The sequence below is a fragment of the Pseudomonas rhodesiae genome (assembly GCF_013285305.1).
Classification (GTDB): Bacteria; Pseudomonadota; Gammaproteobacteria; order Pseudomonadales; family Pseudomonadaceae; genus Aquipseudomonas; species Aquipseudomonas rhodesiae.
On the sequence record NZ_CP054205.1, the window covers coordinates 278,875 to 296,075 of the forward strand.

Sequence of the window (17,201 nt, forward strand, 5' to 3'; positions counted from 1 at the left end):
CTATTTGCGCAAAAAGCGAGCAAGTCTACACCCCTCGACGGGGCAGGACAAAACTCAGCAGAAACAGGGCGGCGGCGGTGACCACGATCGACGGTCCGGCCGGAGTGTCCTTGAACCACGACAACGCCAGGCCCCCACACACTGCAAGCATCCCCAGCAGGCTGGCGCCAATCGCCATTTGCTCCGGCGAGCGGGCGTGACGCTGAGCGGCCGCGGCGGGGATGATCAGCAACGATGTGATCAACAATACGCCGACAATCTTCATCGCGACAGCAATCACCACCGCGATCAATAACATCAAGGCCATGCGCAGGGCGGGCACCGGCAAGCCTTCGACCCTGGCCAGTTCCTCATGCACGGTGATCGCCAGCAGCGGGCGCCACAGCGTCACCAGCAACACCAGTACCATTGCGCTGCCGCCGAGGATCCAGGCCAGGTCGGTGGGGCTGATTGCCAGCAGATCGCCGAACAGGTAAGCCATCAGGTCGATACGCACTTCATGCATAAAGCTCAGCACCACCAGGCCCAGGGATAAGGTGCTCGGTGCCAAGATCCCCAGCAAGGTGTCGGAAGCCAGCGGCTGGCGCTGTTGCAGCGTCACCAATAGCACGGCCAGCAGCAGGCAGCCGGCGGTTACGGCGATGGTCGGGCTCACATCCAACAGGAAGCCCATGGCTACGCCCAGTAGCGCGGCGTGTGACAAGGTGTCGCCGAAATAGGCCATGCGCCGCCAGACCACGAACGAGCCCAGAGGGCCCGCGACCAGTGCCAGAGCCAAGCCTGCCAGCAGGGCGTAGAGCAGAAAATCAGCCATGCTTGCAGCTATCTCCGTGAACGTGGGTATGGGGGGCGCTCGGGTCGTCGACCACCGCGCCATGCAGGTCATGGGCGTGGTCATGATGGTGATGGTAAATCGCCAGGCTTTGCGCGTTTTTGCCGAACAACTCGACAAATGCCGGGTCGCCGCTGACTTGTTCCGGGTGGCCCGAGCAGCACACATGGCGGTTGAGGCATACCACTTGGTCGGTGGTGCTCATCACCAGATGCAGATCGTGGGACACCATCAGCACGCCGCAGCCGTGGCGGTCGCGCAGGCGGGTGATCAGGCTATACAGTTCGGCCTGGCCGGCGACGTCGACGCCCTGCACGGGCTCGTCCAACACCAGCAGTTCCGGTTCGCGCAGCAGCGCGCGGGCCAGCAGCACGCGTTGCATTTCGCCGCCGGAAATACTTTGTACCGGGCTGTCGATCACCTGTTCGGCGCCGACTTCCTTAAGTGCGGCTTGGGCGCGGGCGCGGTCTACGCCGGGCACCAGACGCAGGAAGCGCAATACGGACAGCGGCAGAGTTGGGTCCACATGCAGTTTCTGCGGCATATAGCCCACGCGTAGCTTGGGCTTGCGCCACACACTGCCACTGTCGGGCTTGAGCAGGCCGAGCACGGCGCGCACCAGCGTGGTCTTGCCGGCACCGTTAGGGCCGATCAGTGTGACGATCTGCCCCGGCTCCACGCTCAGTGCGATGTTGTCCAGCACGTTTTGCCCGGCGAACTTGACGCCGACCTGCTCCAGACGGATTAACGCGTTGCTCATCAAGCCCCCTGGCAACCCGAGCACAAACCGACCACTTCGACCGTTTGCCCTTCGACTCGGAAGCCAACGTCGGCGGCGCTGTGGATAATCGCATCGCTGATGCTTTTTTGTTCAAGCTCGATGGCCGCATGGCACACCCGGCAGATCAGGAACTGACCCTGGTGCGCATGCTCTGGGTGGTTGCAACCGACAAACGCGTTGAGGGAGGCGATACGGTGGACCAGGCCGTTTTCCAGCAGGAAATCCAGCGCGCGATAAACCGTAGGCGGCGCGGCGCGGCGGCCGTCCTGCTCGCTGAGCACGCCGAGAATGTCGTAGGCACCCAGCGGTTTGTGGCTCTGCCAGACCAATTCCAGCACGCGCCGCCGCAGGGCGGTCAGGCGCAGGCCTTGGCGTGCGCACAGCGCATCGGCCTCCGACAGCGCGCTGTGCACGCAGTGAGAGTGGTCGTGGGGACGGCTGGCAAGCGGTGTTATAGGCATGAGCGGCGACAGATATTTGATAGAGACGTTATTATGTTACCCGTTCCTACGCCATTGAGTGGTCATCGTGTCCCGACTTTTTCCCGTTTTTGTCGTATTTGTCACCAGTTTATTCATTGCCGGCACCGCTCAGGCCGACGTCAAGGTGCTCACCAGCATCAAGCCGTTGCAGCTGATCGCCGCGGCGGTGCAGGACGGCGTGGCGGTTCCGGAGGTGCTGTTGCCGCCGGGCGCGTCGCCGCATAACTTCGCCTTGCGCCCATCCGACGTACGGCGTGTGCAGTCGGTCGACCTGCTGTATTGGATCGGGCCGGACATGGAGACTTTCCTGCCTCGCGTGCTCAAAAATCGTACAGCCACAACCGTGGCCGTGCAGGACCTGCCTGGCATGCAGTTGCGCCGTTTCGCCGAAGATAGCCATTCCCACGTCGATGAAGACGAACATGATCACGACCACCGTCCAGGCAGCGTGGACGCCCACTTGTGGCTATCGACAGTGAACGCCCGCGTGATTGCCGCGCGCATGGCCTCCGATCTCGCCAGCGCCGACCCTGTCAATGCCGCGCGTTATCAGAGCAACGCCAAGGCTTTCGCCGCACGCCTGGATGCGTTGGACGCGCGATTGAAGAAACGTCTGGCCGGCATCGGCGACAAGCCCTACTTCGTCTTTCACGAAGCCTTCGATTACTTCGAAGCTGCCTACGGCCTCAAGCATGCCGGCGTGTTCAGTGTTGCCGCTGAGGTACAGCCGGGGGCTCAGCACGTCGCGGCAATGCGTACGCGGTTGCAGGAAGTGGGCAAAACCTGTGTGTTCAGCGAACCGCCGCTGCGTCCGCGTTTAGCTGAAACCCTGGTGGCAGGGTTGCCGGTAAAACTGGCGGAATTGGATGCTTTGGGCGGTTACACCCCGGCAACCGCGCAAGGTTATGAGCAGGTGCTGGAAAAGTTAGGCAATGACCTGGCTGGGTGCCTGGAGTCGTTGTAAGTGTTAGCGCAGATCAAATGCAGGAAGGGTTTGCCCCTTCCCGCATTGTTGACCGGATCGGCGCTTAGAGCGCGAATGGCAGGTTGACCGTGACCTGCTGACGCTGCGCTAGGCGATGTTCGAACTCGGCGGGATCGTGAATGAGAACATCCTGCCCGGCAAACGACTCGGCCGCGATCAAGCGCGAGAGCCAGAAGCGTACACACGCTACCCGCAGCATGGTCGGCCACAGTTCGGCTTCCTTGGCGGTAAATGGCCGCAGGCTCGCATAGGCGCCCAACAGTGCGCGAGCGCGGGGTGCGTCGATCACACCGTCGGCGTCCGAACACCAGTCGTTCAGGGCAATCGCCACGTCGTACAGCATCGGGCCCGAGCAGGCGTTGTAGAAGTCGATCAGGCCGGTCAGATGTGTGCCTTCGAACATCGCGTTGTCGCGGAACAGGTCCGCGTGCACGTTGGCCCGAGGCAAGGCGAGGATCTGAGCCTTATGGGCGGCGATTTCATCCAGCGCGCCTTGCAACAGGCGCTGTTGGGCATCGTTAAGATGTGAAATCAGTTGGTTGCCCTCACTGAGCATCCAGTCCAACCCGCGATCGGTCTTACGTTCCAGCACCTTGTCGCCCTGAGTTGCCAGATGCAGGTGACCGAGCAATTCGCCGACCTGGGCGCAGTGCTGGGCATTGGCATCTTTGATGTGCTTGCCGGCCAGGCGCGGCTGCAACAGCGCCGGTTTGCCGGCCAGTTCGCGCAGGGCCACGCCATCGGTTGTACGCAGGGCGTATGGCACGGGCAGGTTGGCGTCGTGGAGTACGTCCAGCAGCTCGATGAAGAACGGCATTTCCTGCACCGGGCCGCGCTCAACCAGGGTCAGGACAAACTCGCCCTGCTCCAGGCTGATAAAGAAGTTGGTGTTTTCGCTACCAGCGGCAATCCCCTGGAAGTCAAGCAGGCGGCCGAGCCCATAAGGGGCAAGAAAGGTTTCCAGCTCGGGCCGAGCCAGGGGGGTAAACACAGACATGGTTAAAACTGCCAGTACGGGCGCCGCGGTGGGCGGCGCCGATTGAAGTTAAGAAGTCATTTCCATTCGAAGATCTTCCATGACGGGATCAGCATATCCGGCTGGTCGGAGCGGATGAAGTTCGCATCGGTTCCGTCTGCGCGCACCAGGAAATACGGCGGGCCCTTCTTAGGGATCACCTTGATTGCGTACAGGAAGCCATTCTGACGATATTCCTGAATAGTCTTGTCGCCTTCGGTGCGAATGGTAACTTGCGGGTCGCCCGAAGGCGCATCGTCTGCCGCCATGGCAGCCATCGGAGCGAGTGCGATCAAGCCGGTCAACAGCAGGCGATTGAATGTACGCATGATAACCTTGTCCCTTTGTTTTCATTGGTCCGGCTATTCTAGCGCCTGACCCGCCGAAAAGGTTGATCCTGCTCATGAGCCAAGCCCCCCTCGTCCTGGTGGACGGTTCGTCCTACCTGTACCGCGCCTTCCACGCGCTGCCACCGCTGACCACCTCCAAAGGCCTGCCGACCGGTGCGGTCAAAGGCGTCTTGAACATGCTCAAAAGCCTGCGCAAGCAGTACCCGGACAGCCCGTTCGCGGTGGTGTTCGACGCTAAGGGTGGGACTTTTCGCGATGACATGTACGCCGAATACAAGGCCAACCGCCCCAGCATGCCTGATGACATGCGCCTGCAGATCGAGCCGCTGCACCAGAGCGTGATCGCTCTGGGCTTCCCGTTGCTGTGCGTCGAAGGCGTCGAGGCCGACGACGTGATCGGCACCCTGGCGCGCAGCAGTGCGGCCGCTGACCGTCCGGTAGTGATCTCCACCGGTGATAAAGACATGGCGCAGTTGGTCGACGGGCACATTACCTTGGTCAACACCATGACCGGTAGCGCCTTGGACGTGGAGGGCGTAAAGGAGAAATTTGGCGTCGCTCCCGAGCAGATCATCGACTATCTGGCGTTGATGGGCGATTCGTCCGACAACATCCCCGGCGTACCGGGCATCGGCCCCAAGACTGCGTCCGGCCTGCTGGTGGGCGTCAATGGTGGCCTCAAAGAGCTTTATGAGCAGTTGGATATCGTGCCGACGCTGCCGATCCGTGGGGCCAAGAACCTGCCGGCCAAGTTGGAAGAACACAGGGAAATGGCGTTTCTTTCCTACCAATTGGCGACGATCAAGATCGATGTGCCACTGGACGTGGGCCTGGATGACCTGCATCTGATCGAACCGGACCGTGAAAAACTGCTGGAGCTGTACACCCTGCTGGAGTTCAAGAGCTGGTACGACGAAGTGCAGCGTGATACCAAACGCGTCGAACTGAAGGCGTCGACCGAAGCGGCCCCCGTCGCGGCGGTAGCGGAGGCAGTGGTTGTGGCCCCTGTTGAAGCGGTCTACACCACCATCTTGGATCAGGCCACGTTCGACGTCTGGCTGAAGAAGCTCGACGCTGCAACGTTGATCGCGTTCGACACGGAAACCACCGGGATCGACGCGCATCAGGCGCAATTGGTCGGCGTGTCCTTTGCTGTGCAGCCCCACGAAGCGGCCTACGTCCCCTTAGCCCATTCCTACATCGGCGTACCGCAGCAACTGGATCGCGACAGCGTATTGCTCGCCCTGAAACCGCTGCTGGAAGATCCGAACAAGCTCAAAGTCGGCCAGCACGCCAAGTTCGACATGAACATCCTGGCCAACTGCGCCATCGGCGGCGACCCCGCGCACGGCATCACGGTGCGCGGCATTGCATTCGACACCATGCTCGAATCCTACGTGCTCAATTCCACCGCGACCCGGCATGACATGGACAGCCTGGCGAAGAAATACCTGGACTACGACACAGTCAGCTTCCAAGACATCGCCGGCAAAGGCGCCAAGCAACTCACCTTCGACCAGATTCCACTGGAGCAGGCCGGGCCTTATGCGGCTGAAGATGCCGATGTGACGCTGCGTCTGCATCAGGCGTTGCATGCGCGACTGGCCGCCATCCCGAGCTTGGCCAGTGTGCTGACGGACATTGAAATGCCGTTGGTGCCGGTGTTGGCACGCATCGAGCGTCAGGGTGCCTTGGTGGATGCGCAGCTGCTGGGCGTCCAGAGCATCGAACTGGGCAACAAGATGGTGGAGCTGGAGCGCCAAGCATTCGAGATCGCCGGTGAGGCGTTCAACCTGGGCTCGCCCAAACAACTGGGGGCGATTCTTTACGAAAAGCTCGGGCTTCCGGTACTGAAGAAAACCGGCAAAGGCCAGGCCTCCACCGCTGAAGAAGTGCTGGCCAAGCTGGCGGAAGATGACTACCCGTTGCCCAAAGTGCTGATGCAGTACCGCAGCATGAGCAAGCTCAAAAGCACATACACCGACCGCCTGCCGGAGCAGATCAACCCGCGCACCGGGCGTATCCACACGTCTTATCACCAGGCAGTGGCGGCGACCGGTCGACTGTCGTCCAGTGACCCGAACCTGCAGAACATTCCGGTGCGTACCGCCGAGGGGCGGCGGATTCGCCAGGCGTTTGTTGCGCCCAAGGGCTACAAGCTGCTGGCGGCGGACTATTCGCAGATCGAGCTGCGCATCATGGCGCACTTGTCCAAAGACGAAGGGCTGATGAATGCCTTCCGTCATAACCTGGATGTGCACACGGCCACGGCGGCCGAAGTGTTCAAGGTCGAGCTGGGGGCGGTCACGTCCGACCAGCGTCGCAGCGCCAAGGCGATCAACTTTGGTCTGATCTATGGCATGGGCGCGCAAAAGTTGGGTAAGGACATTGGGGTCGATACCAAGACGGCCAAGGCTTATATCGACGTCTACTTCGCCCGCTACCCGGGAGTGCGCGAGTATATGGAGCGCACTCGGGCTCAAGCGGCCGATCAAGGTTATGTCGAAACCTTCTTCGGGCGCCGGCTGTACCTGCCGGATATCAACTCCAATAAACCCCAAGAGCGCGCCGCGGCGGAACGCACCGCGATCAACGCGCCGATGCAAGGCACGGCGGCGGACATCATCAAGAAAGCCATGGTGCGGGTAGATAACTGGCTCACCGACTCGGGCCTGGACGCCAAGGTGATCCTGCAAGTGCACGACGAACTCGTGCTGGAAGTGCGTGAAGACCTGGTTGCGCAAATCAGCGAGAAGATCCGCGAGCATATGAGCGCCGCAGCCCAGCTGGATGTGCCGTTGCTGGTGGAAGTGGGCGTGGGTGATAACTGGGACGAGGCACACTGATAACGGGCGCTTTGCCATCGCTAAGGGTGGTGGCATTGCGCTTTATGTCGGAAAGACCTGACAGTTATTTCCAATAGTTTTCGAACAGCTTGGAACTTAACCTGTGAACTGCCACTCAGAGTTACTGAATGGGTGGTGAAGCCCTTCAATGCTCCTATGTTGTGTTAAGTGTTGGCAGATATCTGGACCCCGCCCTAGCGGTCCGGAACTTGAACCCCGAACTTCCCCTCCCCATAAGAAGTCCGGGGTTTTTTTTGCCCGCAGAAAAGTTACCCGGCGATTTCCGCGCCTTTGTCCGCCAACTCCATCCAGCCCGCGAGAACGGTGTAAGCCTCTTCCAAGCCCATGCGCTTAGGCGCGGAGAACAATTGGATGGTGATCGTGTCGCCCCAACCCTTGCGGATTTCCGACTGCACTTTGAGCAAGGTATTTTTGGCCGCGCCGTAGGTCAGCTTGTCGGCTTTGGTCAACAGGATGTGCATCGGCATGCCGCTGGCGACTGCCCAATCGAGCATCAGCAGGTCGAAGTCGGTCATTGGATGACGGATATCCATCATCAGGATCAAACCCTTCAAACTCTCCCGGCCACCCAGATAAGCCTCCAGGTGACGCTGCCAGTGCAGCTTCAACGGGATCGGTACTTTCGCATAACCGTAGCCTGGCAGGTCGACCAGACGCCGATCATCGTCTAGCTTGAAGAAATTGAGCAGTTGCGTGCGGCCCGGAGTTTTCGAGGTGCGCGCCAGGCTGGCGTGGGTGAGCGTGTTCAGGGCGCTGGATTTACCGGCGTTGGAGCGGCCGGCGAAGGCGACTTCAAAGCCTTCGTCATCGGGGCATTGGTCAACCTTGGCGGCGCTGAGCATAAACGTGGACTGTTGGCACAGGCCGAGGATGGGATTCTTGAGTTGCATGAGATTTCCGATGTGGGCGGTGCCGAAAAAGGGTGCGGCAAGCGGTGTCGTTTCCGTTTCAGTGGCGCCAGTATATAATGCCGCAGATTTTGTGTGTGCTTTGTCCCAGCGAAGGATGAAGTTCACGGGAGCGATAGACCTTCATTGCGCATTAGAACGCAAAACGCTCTCAAACCCTGAAAAGGTCGATGTATGACCAGATGGTTGCTCGCTGTCGGTGTCCTGATTCCGCTTTACGGTGCTCAGGCTACACAGGAACCAGAAGCGCTGTACAACCGAGTTTGCGTGGCTTGCCATGCTGGCCAGTTGCCGAACGCCCCGAAGCGGGGTGACCAGGCAGCCTGGGCGCCGAGATTGGCGCAAGGTATGGATACGCTGGTACAGCACGTGACCCAGGGTTTCAAGGCAATGCCGCCGCGTGGTTTGTGCATGGACTGCAGTACTGAGGATTACCAGGCCGTCATTGAATGGATGGTGAGTAAACCCGGTAGATAACTCTTAAACCCTTAGCCGTAGTTGGATTAGCTGATGAACAAACTGATCGTGAGTCTGCTGTTGACCCTGGGCATCACCGGTGTTGCCCATGCTGCAGGCGACGCTACTGCGGGCCAGGCGAAAGCCGCCGTGTGTGGTGCTTGCCACGGACCGGATGGCAACAGCCCGGCGCCGAATTTTCCCAAACTGGCCGGCCAGGGTGAGCGTTACCTGACCAAGCAGATGCAGGACATCAAGTCAGGCAAGCGCACGGTGCTGGAAATGACCGGCTTGCTGACCAACCTCAACGATCAGGATCTGGCGGACATCGCGGCGTATTTCGCCAGCCAGAAAGGCAGTGTGGGAGCTGCCGATCCGAAACTGGTAGCGCGTGGCCAGAAGCTGTTCCGTGGCGGTGACCTGAATAAAGGCCTGCCGGCTTGCACCGGTTGCCACTCGCCCACTGGCGCGGGTAATGCCGCCGCCGGTTTCCCACATCTGGGCGGCCAGCACGCTCAATACATCGCTAAGCAACTGACCGATTTCCGCAAGGAAGAAGCCGGTCGTGCCAACGATGGCGATGCGATGACCATGCGCACCATCGCCCGCAAGCTGAGCGACGAAGACATCGCGGCAGTGTCCAGCTATATCCAGGGCCTGCACTGATCGGCGCGGCGACGTTAACGCTCGATTAATCCCGCGATGCAAGCATAAAAAGGGTGGCCCTGGCCGCCCTTTTTTGTGGCCGCTGCCGTTACACTAACGAACTCATGCCTGCGTCGACCGGTCACAACTAAGGTCGCGTGAGGCGACTTTATTTGTCCAGGAGTAAAGCATGCGTAATCTGATCCTCAGCGCCGCTCTCGTCACTGCCAGCCTTTTCGGCATGACCGCTCAAGCTGCCGATGTGCCGCTTGAAGCCGGTAAGACCTACGTCGAATTGGCCAACCCAGTGCCCGTCTCGGTGCCGGGCAAGATCGAAGTGGTTGAGCTGTTCTGGTACGGCTGCCCGCATTGCTACGCTTTTGAACCGACCATCAACCCGTGGGTTGAGAAACTGCCTAAAGACGTGAATTTCAAACGCATCCCGGCCATGTTCGGCGGCCCTTGGGATGCCCACGGCCAACTGTTCCTGACCCTCGAAGCCATGGGTGTCGAGCACAAGGTCCACAACGCAGTGTTCAACGCGATTCAGAAAGAAGGCAAGCGCCTGACCAAGCCTGAAGACATGGCTGACTTTGTTGCCACCCAAGGTGTCGATAAGGATAAGTTCTTGGCCACCTTCAACTCCTTCGCTATCCAGGGCCAGATCAAACAGGCCAAGGAGCTGGCGCAGAAGTACGGCGTGCAAGGCGTTCCGACCATGATCGTCAACGGCAAATACCGTTTCGACCTGGGTTCCACTGGTGGGCCTGAACAGACCCTCAACGTTGCTGACCAACTGATCGCCAAAGAGCGCGCAGCCAAGTAAGGGGCCTTTCATGCGCCGCTGGGGTACCGAACGTGTCGTTGGCCTGCATGATCCGCGTGTCAACGAAGATCACCTGGAATCCACTGGCCAGCTCGCGGACAGCCGTCTGCGCCTGCTCAGTTTCAATATTCAGGTTGGCATCAGTACCGAAAAGTATCGGCATTACCTCACCCGTGGCTGGCAGCATTTGCTGCCCCACAACGGGCGGGCCGTGAATCTGCAGAAGATCGGCGACCTGTTGAGCGATTTCGACCTGGTCGCGCTGCAGGAGGCCGATGGGGGTAGCATCCGCTCTGGTTACATCAATCAGGTGGAACACCTGGCCAGGCTCGGAGCGTTCCCCTACTGGTACCAGCAGCTCAATCGCAACCTCGGGCGCCTGGCTCAGCACAGCAATGGCGTGCTGAGTCGCTTGAAACCCACTGCTATCGAAGACCACCCGCTGCCAGGCCCCAAGGGGCGTGGCGCGATCCTCGTGCGTTTCGGCGAAGGGCCGGAAGCGTTGGTGGTGGTTATGATGCACCTGGCGCTCGGGGGGCGTACGCGCAACCTGCAGTTGGCCTACGTGCGCGAAATGATCGGCAACTACAAGCATCAGGTGCTGATGGGTGATATGAACACTCATGCCAATGACCTGCTGCAAAACTCGCCGTTGCGCGACCTCGGGTTGCTGGCGCCGCAAGTCGAAGCGACGTTTCCCAGCTGGCGTCCGCAGCGCTGTCTCGACCATATCCTGCTCAGTCCCACCCTCACGCTGGAAAGTGTGCAGGTGCTTGCGCAGCCCATTTCCGATCACCTGCCGGTCGCGGTAGAGATTCGTCTGCCGGGTTCGCTCACGGCTGATGCATTGCCCGCGTTGAGCCCCGGCCCTCGCGGACCCCTTGCATGAGCGACGACGCCCAGCGCTGGAAAGAAAAATACCTGTTAAGCATCGAGCAACAAGACAAACTCGAACGCCGCTGGGCTGCGCGCCTCGACCTGCTGCGCCGTGGCCTGGTGCGCAGCACCTTGGCGGCTGAAGGCACCGACCGCGCGGTCGACCAGTGCATGAAGGAGATGCGCGACGTTGTCCGCACCGACGACATGGACGCCGCCCTCGCCGCGCTGCTGCCGCGTCTGGAAAAAGCCGTGTTGGATTCGGAGCAGCGCCGCGAAACCCGGGTTGAACAGATGAGCACCGCGCTGACCTCCCTGGTCACGCAGTTGCAGAAACTGCCGCTGCCCCGCGAGGTGGCGCGACCATTGAAGACCTTCGCTAAACAGTTGGATGGCCGTGTCGGCCAGGCCCGGGAAATTCCGCTATTGCTCAGCGAGCTGAGCGACCTGCAAGGGCAGGCGCTGACTAACCTGGACCCGGATGGCGAAACTCCACGTCCTGGGCCGGGGCTCCTGCAGCGGTTGTTCGGTACCAAGGACGCCACCGTTGAAGCACCTGCCAGCGAGCCGGTTCCCACCCCCTCAGTTGCACCGGTTGCAACTAAACCCGTATCGGAAACCCCGCAGCCCGAGCAATCCGAAGAGCTGACCCAGGCTTTGCGCGCCTTCGCGCCACAACCCGAAGCCGCGGCGCCTCAACCCGCCACACCGATCCAGCCAGCCCAGGTCGCCGTCGAGACCTTCGTCTACGAAGCGCCGCCTCAAGCCGACGCAGCGGCTGTGCCGGTCAAAGCTGAGCTGGCCCGCACGGAACCCAAGGCGCCTGAACTCGAACCGCAGGCGCAAGAGCCGGCCAACGAAAGTGCCCTCGCCGCCTTTATCGACGCACCGCAGCCCGAGGCCATAGAGGCACCGGAGCAGACGGTAATCGGCAGTCTGTCGCTGCCGCCGGTGTTGGACGTGGAGGCGCTTGACCCCGACGAGATGCAATCGGACGGCCAATACGCTTTGCCGGACTCGCCGGAGCCGTCCTACAGCTCCGTGGCCAAGCACATCGAAGACACGCTTATCGGTTTGCTCGAAGAGCTGGACCTGCCCGAGCGTCATCGCCCTCAGGCTGAAGCGATGCGCGAGCGTCTGGCCCACGGTTTGAACTGGTATGAACTGCTACCGATCCTGGATGATCTGGCGGTACTGATGTTGGCGATCACCGACAGCGGCCATCTGGAATTCGAGGCATACCTCAAGCAACTCAATGAGCGCCTCGAAGCCTTCCAGGGTCATTTGAAGGTGGCCAGTGACGGGCATGCCGACAGTAGCTCTGCCGCGCGTGAACTGGATACGCAGATCCGCGAGCAGGTCGATGGGCTGCAAACCAGCGTACAGGACGCCGCCGACCTGGACAGCCTCAAACAGGTGCTGGAGAGCCATCTTGAGGGCTTGCTCGGCACCATGGACGAGCATCGGCAACAACGCGATCTGCGCGAGCAGGAGGTTGCCGAGCGCCTCAAAGGCCTGGCCGAACGCGTCGCCAACATGGAGCAGGAAGCCCAGGGCTATCGTGAACACCTTGAAGTGCAGCGCCAGAAGGCCCTGATCGATCCATTGACCGGCCTGCCCAATCGTGCGGCCTGGAGCGAACGCCTGGACCACGAAATCAATGCCTGGCACCAGCGCGGCAACAGCCTGTCGCTGGCCATGCTGGACCTGGACCACTTCAAACGCATCAACGATGGTTACGGCCACCTGGCCGGCGATAAGGTGCTGAAGATCATCGCCAATGTGCTTAGCAAGCGCCTGCGGCCCACCGATTTCATCGCGCGTTTTGGCGGTGAAGAGTTTGTCTTGCTGATGCCCGATTCGACCCTCGCCGAGGCCTTGGCGGTGGGTGAGGGGCTACGCGAGGCGATTCAAGCGTGTCCGTTCCACTTCAAAGGCGAACCGGTGACGATCACGGTGTCGATGGGCGTGGCGCAATTGCGCTCGGGTGAGCGCAGCGAACTGGCGCTCAAGCGCGCCGATGAAGCGTTGTATCGAGCCAAGGCGGCGGGGCGTAATCAAGTGCAGGCGGCGTAAAAGATGTTGCCTGTTTGTAATTAGGCCGCTCTGTTTCAGTCGGTACGTTACACTGTTGCATTATCGTCTTCAGCGTACTGTCATCCGCCATGAAATCCATTTGTATCGCCCTTGCGTTTCTCCTGCTTGCCGGCTGCGCCAGCGGCCCCCGCATCAACACCAGTCATCCCTCGGTCAACTACGACAATCGCGTGCAATTTGTGATCGTTCATTACACCTCGGCCAACCTGGAACGCTCCCTGGCCTTGTTGACCCACGGCCAGGTCAGTAGCCATTACCTGATTGGCGATGACGTCTCGGCCACCATTTACAAATTGGTGGATGAAAGCCAGCGCGCCTGGCACGCAGGTGAGAGTGAATGGATGGGCCGCACTTGGCTCAATTCAAGCTCCATCGGTATTGAGATTGTGAACCCGGGTTTCAAGGACACCCCGACAGGCCGTCTGTGGTATCCGTATTCCGAGGCGCAGGTGAAGTCGTTGGTCGTGTTGCTTAAAGACATCAGCAAGCGCAACGGCATCGACCCGAAGAACATCATCGGCCACAGCGATATCGCGCCGTTACGCAAGTTGGACCCGGGGCCCTTGTTACCCTGGAAGCGTTTGGCCGATGAAGGGTTGGGGGTTTGGCCGGATGCACAGGCTGTCGCGCGCTTTCAGGTGCAATACACCGCAGAGCTACCGAGCATCACTTGGTTTCAGGAGGAGTTGGCCCGATTGGGCTACCAGACGCCTCAAACCGGTGAGCTGGATGTCGCCACGCGTCATGTGCTCGCAGCGTTCCAGATGCACTTCAGGCCGTCGCGGTTCGATGGCACGCCGGATGCCGAAAGTGCCGCCATTCTGCGCGCCCTCAACCGGCGCTGACCGTCAGAGCGGCAGCGCCATGTAAAACTGGGTGCCCTGCCCCGGCCGCGAATACACCCCCATGCGGCCGCCGTGCAACTGCACGATCTCTTTGCACAACGCCAGCCCCAGACCGGCGCCGCCTTTCTTGCGGCCCACCTGCACAAAGGGTTCGAAGATGCGCCCTTGCTGCCCATAGGCAATCCCTTCGCCGTTGTCTTCGACGCTGATAATCACCCGCTCGCCATGGCGACGCGCTTGCAGGCGAATTTGCCCGCCATCGGCGGTATGGCGCAGTGCGTTGGCCAGCAGGTTGTCGAGTACCCGTTCCAGTTGCGCCTGGTCGGCATATAAGCGTGGCAGGTCGGGCTGGGCTTCGATCAGCAGCTCGATTTGCTGCGCATTGGCCTGCTCTATAAAGCGCCCGCGGGCATGCTCCAGCAGGTCGGGAATCTCACAGGGGCCGAGGGTCAGTTTCTGCAGGCCATTCTGGTAGCGCGAGAAGTTGAGCAAGTCATTGATCAGCTGCATCAGGCGCTGCATTTCTTCGTTAACGGTGTCCAGCAGATCCGCTTCCCGGGACTCTGTGGGGAATTTCGCGCGTTCGCGGAACAGCCCGAACGCCATGTGCATGCCGGTTACCGGCGTGCGCAGCTCATGGGAGGCACGCAGCACGAATTCACTGCGCACGCGTTCGAAGGCGCGTTGCTCGGTCACGTCGTGCATCACCATCACCGCGCCGAGAATATGCCCTTGGGTGTGGCTGACTGGGGTCAGGCTGTAGGTCAGCAGGCGCAGTTCGCCGTCGACTTCCACCTCAAGGTCTTCCGGCGCGCGCTCCAGATTGCCGCCACGCAGCACCAAGTGCAGTTGTTCATCCAGCTCAGGGCGCCCCAGCGCTTCGCCCAGGCCCTGGCCGAGGCGTTCTTCATCCCAGCCCAATTGGCGTTGGGCAACCGGGTTCAGGTGCTCCAGACGCCCTTGGCGATCAATCATCAGCAAGCCGTCGTCGATGCTGTCGAGCACCGCCTGTAGCCGCTGCTGGCCGGCCAGCAGTTCGTCCACATTGGTGGCCTGATGCTGACGCAGCGCCTCGGCCATGATGCCGAAGCGCCGAGTCAGTAGGTTCATTTCCGCGGCTGACGAGATCGGCAGCGTGACCTCGAAATCCCCCTGGCCGATCTTGTCCGCGGCCTTGGCCAGCGCTTCGATCGGCCCGCCAAAGCGCCTGGCGATACCGTGGGCGGTCACGAAGCCGATGATCAGCACCGCCAGGCCCACCAAACCCATGAGACCGGCGATCAACAGCGCGCGGTCGCGGGATTTGCGTTCACTGGTGTTGATGGCTTCCAACGCGCGTTTGTGCTCGGCGATCAAGCCATTGCGCAGCACATTGAATGTCTGGGTGAGTTTGTCGTTATTGCCGCTTACCAGCGACGCAGGTTGGGACTCGTCGAATGCCTTGAGGAAATTCAGGTAGTCGATGCGGGCCTGGCTGAACCCACTGCCTATGCCGTCCTGCCGCTCGTGGGCGATGCCCTCGTCCAGCAGTGCGAAATACTGTTGTTTGGACGCGTCCAGGGCGTTCGGATTGGGCCGCTCGTCGAGCATCAGGATCAACTGGTCGCCCAGGCTTTGGCGCAATTTCAGGCCAAGCTCCAGGGTGACAAAATTGCTGCGGATCAGCGACTCTTGGGTCTTGGCCATCTGCATGACGCTGACCAGGCCCAGGATCAATCCAAGCAGGGCGACCGTGATCAGCGCTGAGATACTCAAGAACAGCCGAGTCCGCAGCTTCATCGCTAACTTCATAAGGTACAGCTCACAGGTTGTACTGTTTTCGTTTGCGGTACAGCGTCGACGCGTCAATGCCGAGGGTGCGCGCCGCCTGATCAAGCGTGTCGCTGGTGGCCAGTACAGCACCAATGTGGGCTTTTTCCAGTTCGTCCAGGCTTAGCGCCGCACCGATGCGCGGGGCGTTGTTGGTCGGTTGCTCGGCCATCCCCAGGTGGCTGATTTCAACCTTTTCCTGCGGGCAGATAATGCTCGCGCGCTCCACCACGTTACGCAGTTCCCGGATATTACCCGGCCAACGATAGTTGAGTAGGGCTTCGCGCGCTTGGTCGCTGAACCCGCGCGCCGGGCGGGCGTACTCCTTGACGAAGCGTGCCAGGAAGCGGTCGGCCAGGGTCAGGATGTCCTCGCTGCGCTCGCGCAGCGGTGGCAGGTGCAGGGTGATGACATTCAGGCGGTACAGCAAGTCTTCCCGGAAGCGGCCGTCGCGCACCATGTCTTCCAGGTTCAGGTTGGTGGCGGCGAGGATACGTACATCGGCACGCCGGGTAACCGGGTCGCCCACGCGTTCGTATTCCTTGTCCTGAATAAAGCGCAGTAATTTGGGCTGCAAAGTGAGGGGAAAGTCGCCGATCTCGTCGAGGAACAGCGTGCCGCCGTCAGCCTGGTTGACCCGGCCCAAGGTGCTTTCGCTGGCGCCGGTAAAGGCGCCGCGGCTGTGGCCGAACAGCTCGCTTTCCATCAGTTCGGCGGTCAGCGACGGGCAGTTGATGGTCACGCAGGATTTTTTCGACCGCTTGCTCCAGCCGTGAATGGCCCGCGCCAGTTCACCTTTACCGGTGCCGGACTCGCCCAGGATCAGGATGTTGGCATCTGTACCGGCCACTTGGCGCGCGGTTTCCAGCACCACCATCATCGACGGGCTGTGGGAGTCGAGGCCGTCCTTGGGCTGGCGCACCGCGCCTTCCAGGGCTTCCAGACGTGCCGAGAGTTGGCGGACTTCCAGCTGCTTGGCGGTGGCCAGGCGCAGTTGGTCTGGGCTGCACGGTTTTACCAGATAGTCGGCGGCGCCGGCCTGGATCGCGTCCACGGCGGTGTCCACGGCCGAATGCGCGGTGACGATCACTACACGCATCCACGGCGCCTGAATACGCATCTGGGCCAGCACGTCCAGGCCATTGTCTTCGCCTAGACGCAGGTCCAGGAAGCACAGGTCGAACACCTGGCGTTGCATCAGCGCGTCGGCTTGGGCGGCGCTGTTGGCGGTGGCGACGGTATAGCCTTCATCTTCCAGGCAATAACGGAAGGTGCGGAGGATCGCGGACTCGTCATCTACTAAAAGAATGCGGCCTTGAAGTTCCTTGGCTGATTCCATCTGTCCCGCGCTCCCTAACTGATAAGTGATGGTGTTTAGTCCCGGAATAATCGGGCAAGTTGCATGGTTTATTCTGACCGACAAAACG

At 60.8% G+C, this 17,201-nt stretch carries 16 protein-coding genes; 8 read left to right on the plus strand and 8 right to left on the minus strand.

The window, feature by feature from the left end:
• Positions 1–25 precede the first annotated feature (25 nt).
• The 3 genes from znuB to zur are packed head-to-tail and all read right to left on the minus strand — an operon-like array spanning position 26 to position 2,074.
• On the minus strand, positions 26–814 hold the full coding sequence (gene znuB, locus HRH33_RS01260; protein ID WP_034101706.1) for a zinc ABC transporter permease subunit ZnuB: 789 nt from the start codon (positions 812–814) through the stop codon (positions 26–28).
• A complete protein-coding gene (gene znuC / locus HRH33_RS01265; RefSeq protein WP_167417385.1) occupies positions 807–1,592 on the minus strand; it encodes a zinc ABC transporter ATP-binding protein ZnuC in 786 nt (261 codons plus the stop codon). Before znuC ends, znuB begins: the two co-directional genes overlap by 8 nt.
• Positions 1,592–2,074: a zinc uptake transcriptional repressor Zur gene (gene zur, locus HRH33_RS01270; RefSeq protein ID WP_034136352.1), complete on the minus strand. Its 483-nt coding sequence runs from the start codon at positions 2,072–2,074 to the stop codon at positions 1,592–1,594. The genes znuC and zur overlap by 1 nt, the downstream gene beginning before the upstream one ends.
• Positions 2,075–2,132: 58 nt before the next feature.
• On the opposite strand from zur, the gene HRH33_RS01275 reads away from it, so the two are divergent.
• A complete protein-coding gene (locus tag HRH33_RS01275; protein WP_167417386.1) occupies positions 2,133–3,059 on the plus strand; it encodes a zinc ABC transporter substrate-binding protein in 927 nt (308 codons plus the stop codon).
• Between the two features lie 64 nt (positions 3,060–3,123).
• On the opposite strand, the gene HRH33_RS01280 is transcribed toward HRH33_RS01275, so the two are convergent.
• Both HRH33_RS01280 and HRH33_RS01285 read right to left on the minus strand, forming a co-directional pair.
• The gene (locus HRH33_RS01280; RefSeq protein WP_047882320.1) at positions 3,124–4,077 is read right to left on the minus strand and encodes a homoserine kinase; all 954 of its coding nucleotides are present in this window, start codon (positions 4,075–4,077) and stop codon (positions 3,124–3,126) included.
• Between the two features lie 56 nt (positions 4,078–4,133).
• A complete protein-coding gene (locus tag HRH33_RS01285; protein ID WP_034101712.1) occupies positions 4,134–4,424 on the minus strand; it encodes a DUF2782 domain-containing protein in 291 nt (96 codons plus the stop codon).
• A gap of 74 nt (positions 4,425–4,498) precedes the next feature.
• On the opposite strand from HRH33_RS01285, the gene polA reads away from it, so the two are divergent.
• Positions 4,499–7,291 carry a DNA polymerase I gene (gene polA, locus HRH33_RS01290; protein ID WP_167417387.1) on the plus strand — a complete coding sequence of 931 codons (2,793 nt, stop codon included), beginning with the start codon at positions 4,499–4,501 and terminating at the stop codon, positions 7,289–7,291.
• Between the two features lie 269 nt (positions 7,292–7,560).
• Here the strand turns inward: polA and yihA are convergent, their stop codons facing one another.
• Positions 7,561–8,202 (minus strand): ribosome biogenesis GTP-binding protein YihA/YsxC, encoded by a 642-nt coding sequence (yihA, locus tag HRH33_RS01295; protein ID WP_167417388.1) that lies wholly within the window; start codon positions 8,200–8,202, stop codon positions 7,561–7,563.
• A gap of 192 nt (positions 8,203–8,394) precedes the next feature.
• Between yihA and HRH33_RS01300 the strand changes: the two genes are divergently transcribed.
• From HRH33_RS01300 to HRH33_RS01325, 6 genes are all read left to right on the plus strand, one after another.
• Positions 8,395–8,697: a c-type cytochrome gene (locus tag HRH33_RS01300; protein WP_034136356.1), complete on the plus strand. Its 303-nt coding sequence runs from the start codon at positions 8,395–8,397 to the stop codon at positions 8,695–8,697.
• 33 nt (positions 8,698–8,730) lie between these two features.
• On the plus strand, positions 8,731–9,342 hold the full coding sequence (locus HRH33_RS01305) for a c-type cytochrome (protein ID WP_167417389.1): 612 nt from the start codon (positions 8,731–8,733) through the stop codon (positions 9,340–9,342).
• A 169-nt stretch (positions 9,343–9,511) separates the two neighbouring features.
• Positions 9,512–10,147 carry a thiol:disulfide interchange protein DsbA gene (dsbA, locus tag HRH33_RS01310; protein ID WP_034136358.1) on the plus strand — a complete coding sequence of 212 codons (636 nt, stop codon included), beginning with the start codon at positions 9,512–9,514 and terminating at the stop codon, positions 10,145–10,147.
• Between the two features lie 10 nt (positions 10,148–10,157).
• Positions 10,158–11,036 (plus strand): endonuclease/exonuclease/phosphatase family protein, encoded by an 879-nt coding sequence (locus tag HRH33_RS01315; RefSeq protein ID WP_034136359.1) that lies wholly within the window; start codon positions 10,158–10,160, stop codon positions 11,034–11,036.
• Entirely contained in the window at positions 11,033–13,099 is a 2,067-nt protein-coding gene (locus HRH33_RS01320; RefSeq protein ID WP_167417390.1) for a diguanylate cyclase, read from the plus strand. Before HRH33_RS01315 ends, HRH33_RS01320 begins: the two co-directional genes overlap by 4 nt.
• Positions 13,100–13,188: 89 nt before the next feature.
• Positions 13,189–13,965 (plus strand): N-acetylmuramoyl-L-alanine amidase, encoded by a 777-nt coding sequence (locus HRH33_RS01325; RefSeq protein ID WP_167417391.1) that lies wholly within the window; start codon positions 13,189–13,191, stop codon positions 13,963–13,965.
• Positions 13,966–13,968: 3 nt separating this feature from the next.
• On the opposite strand, the gene HRH33_RS01330 is transcribed toward HRH33_RS01325, so the two are convergent.
• Positions 13,969–15,756, minus strand: coding sequence for an ATP-binding protein (locus HRH33_RS01330; RefSeq protein ID WP_167417392.1), 1,788 nt, complete (start codon positions 15,754–15,756; stop codon positions 13,969–13,971).
• A 10-nt stretch (positions 15,757–15,766) separates the two neighbouring features.
• Positions 15,767–17,113 (minus strand): sigma-54-dependent response regulator transcription factor AlgB, encoded by a 1,347-nt coding sequence (gene algB / locus HRH33_RS01335; RefSeq protein ID WP_034101725.1) that lies wholly within the window; start codon positions 17,111–17,113, stop codon positions 15,767–15,769.
• Positions 17,114–17,201: the final 88 nt, after the last annotated feature.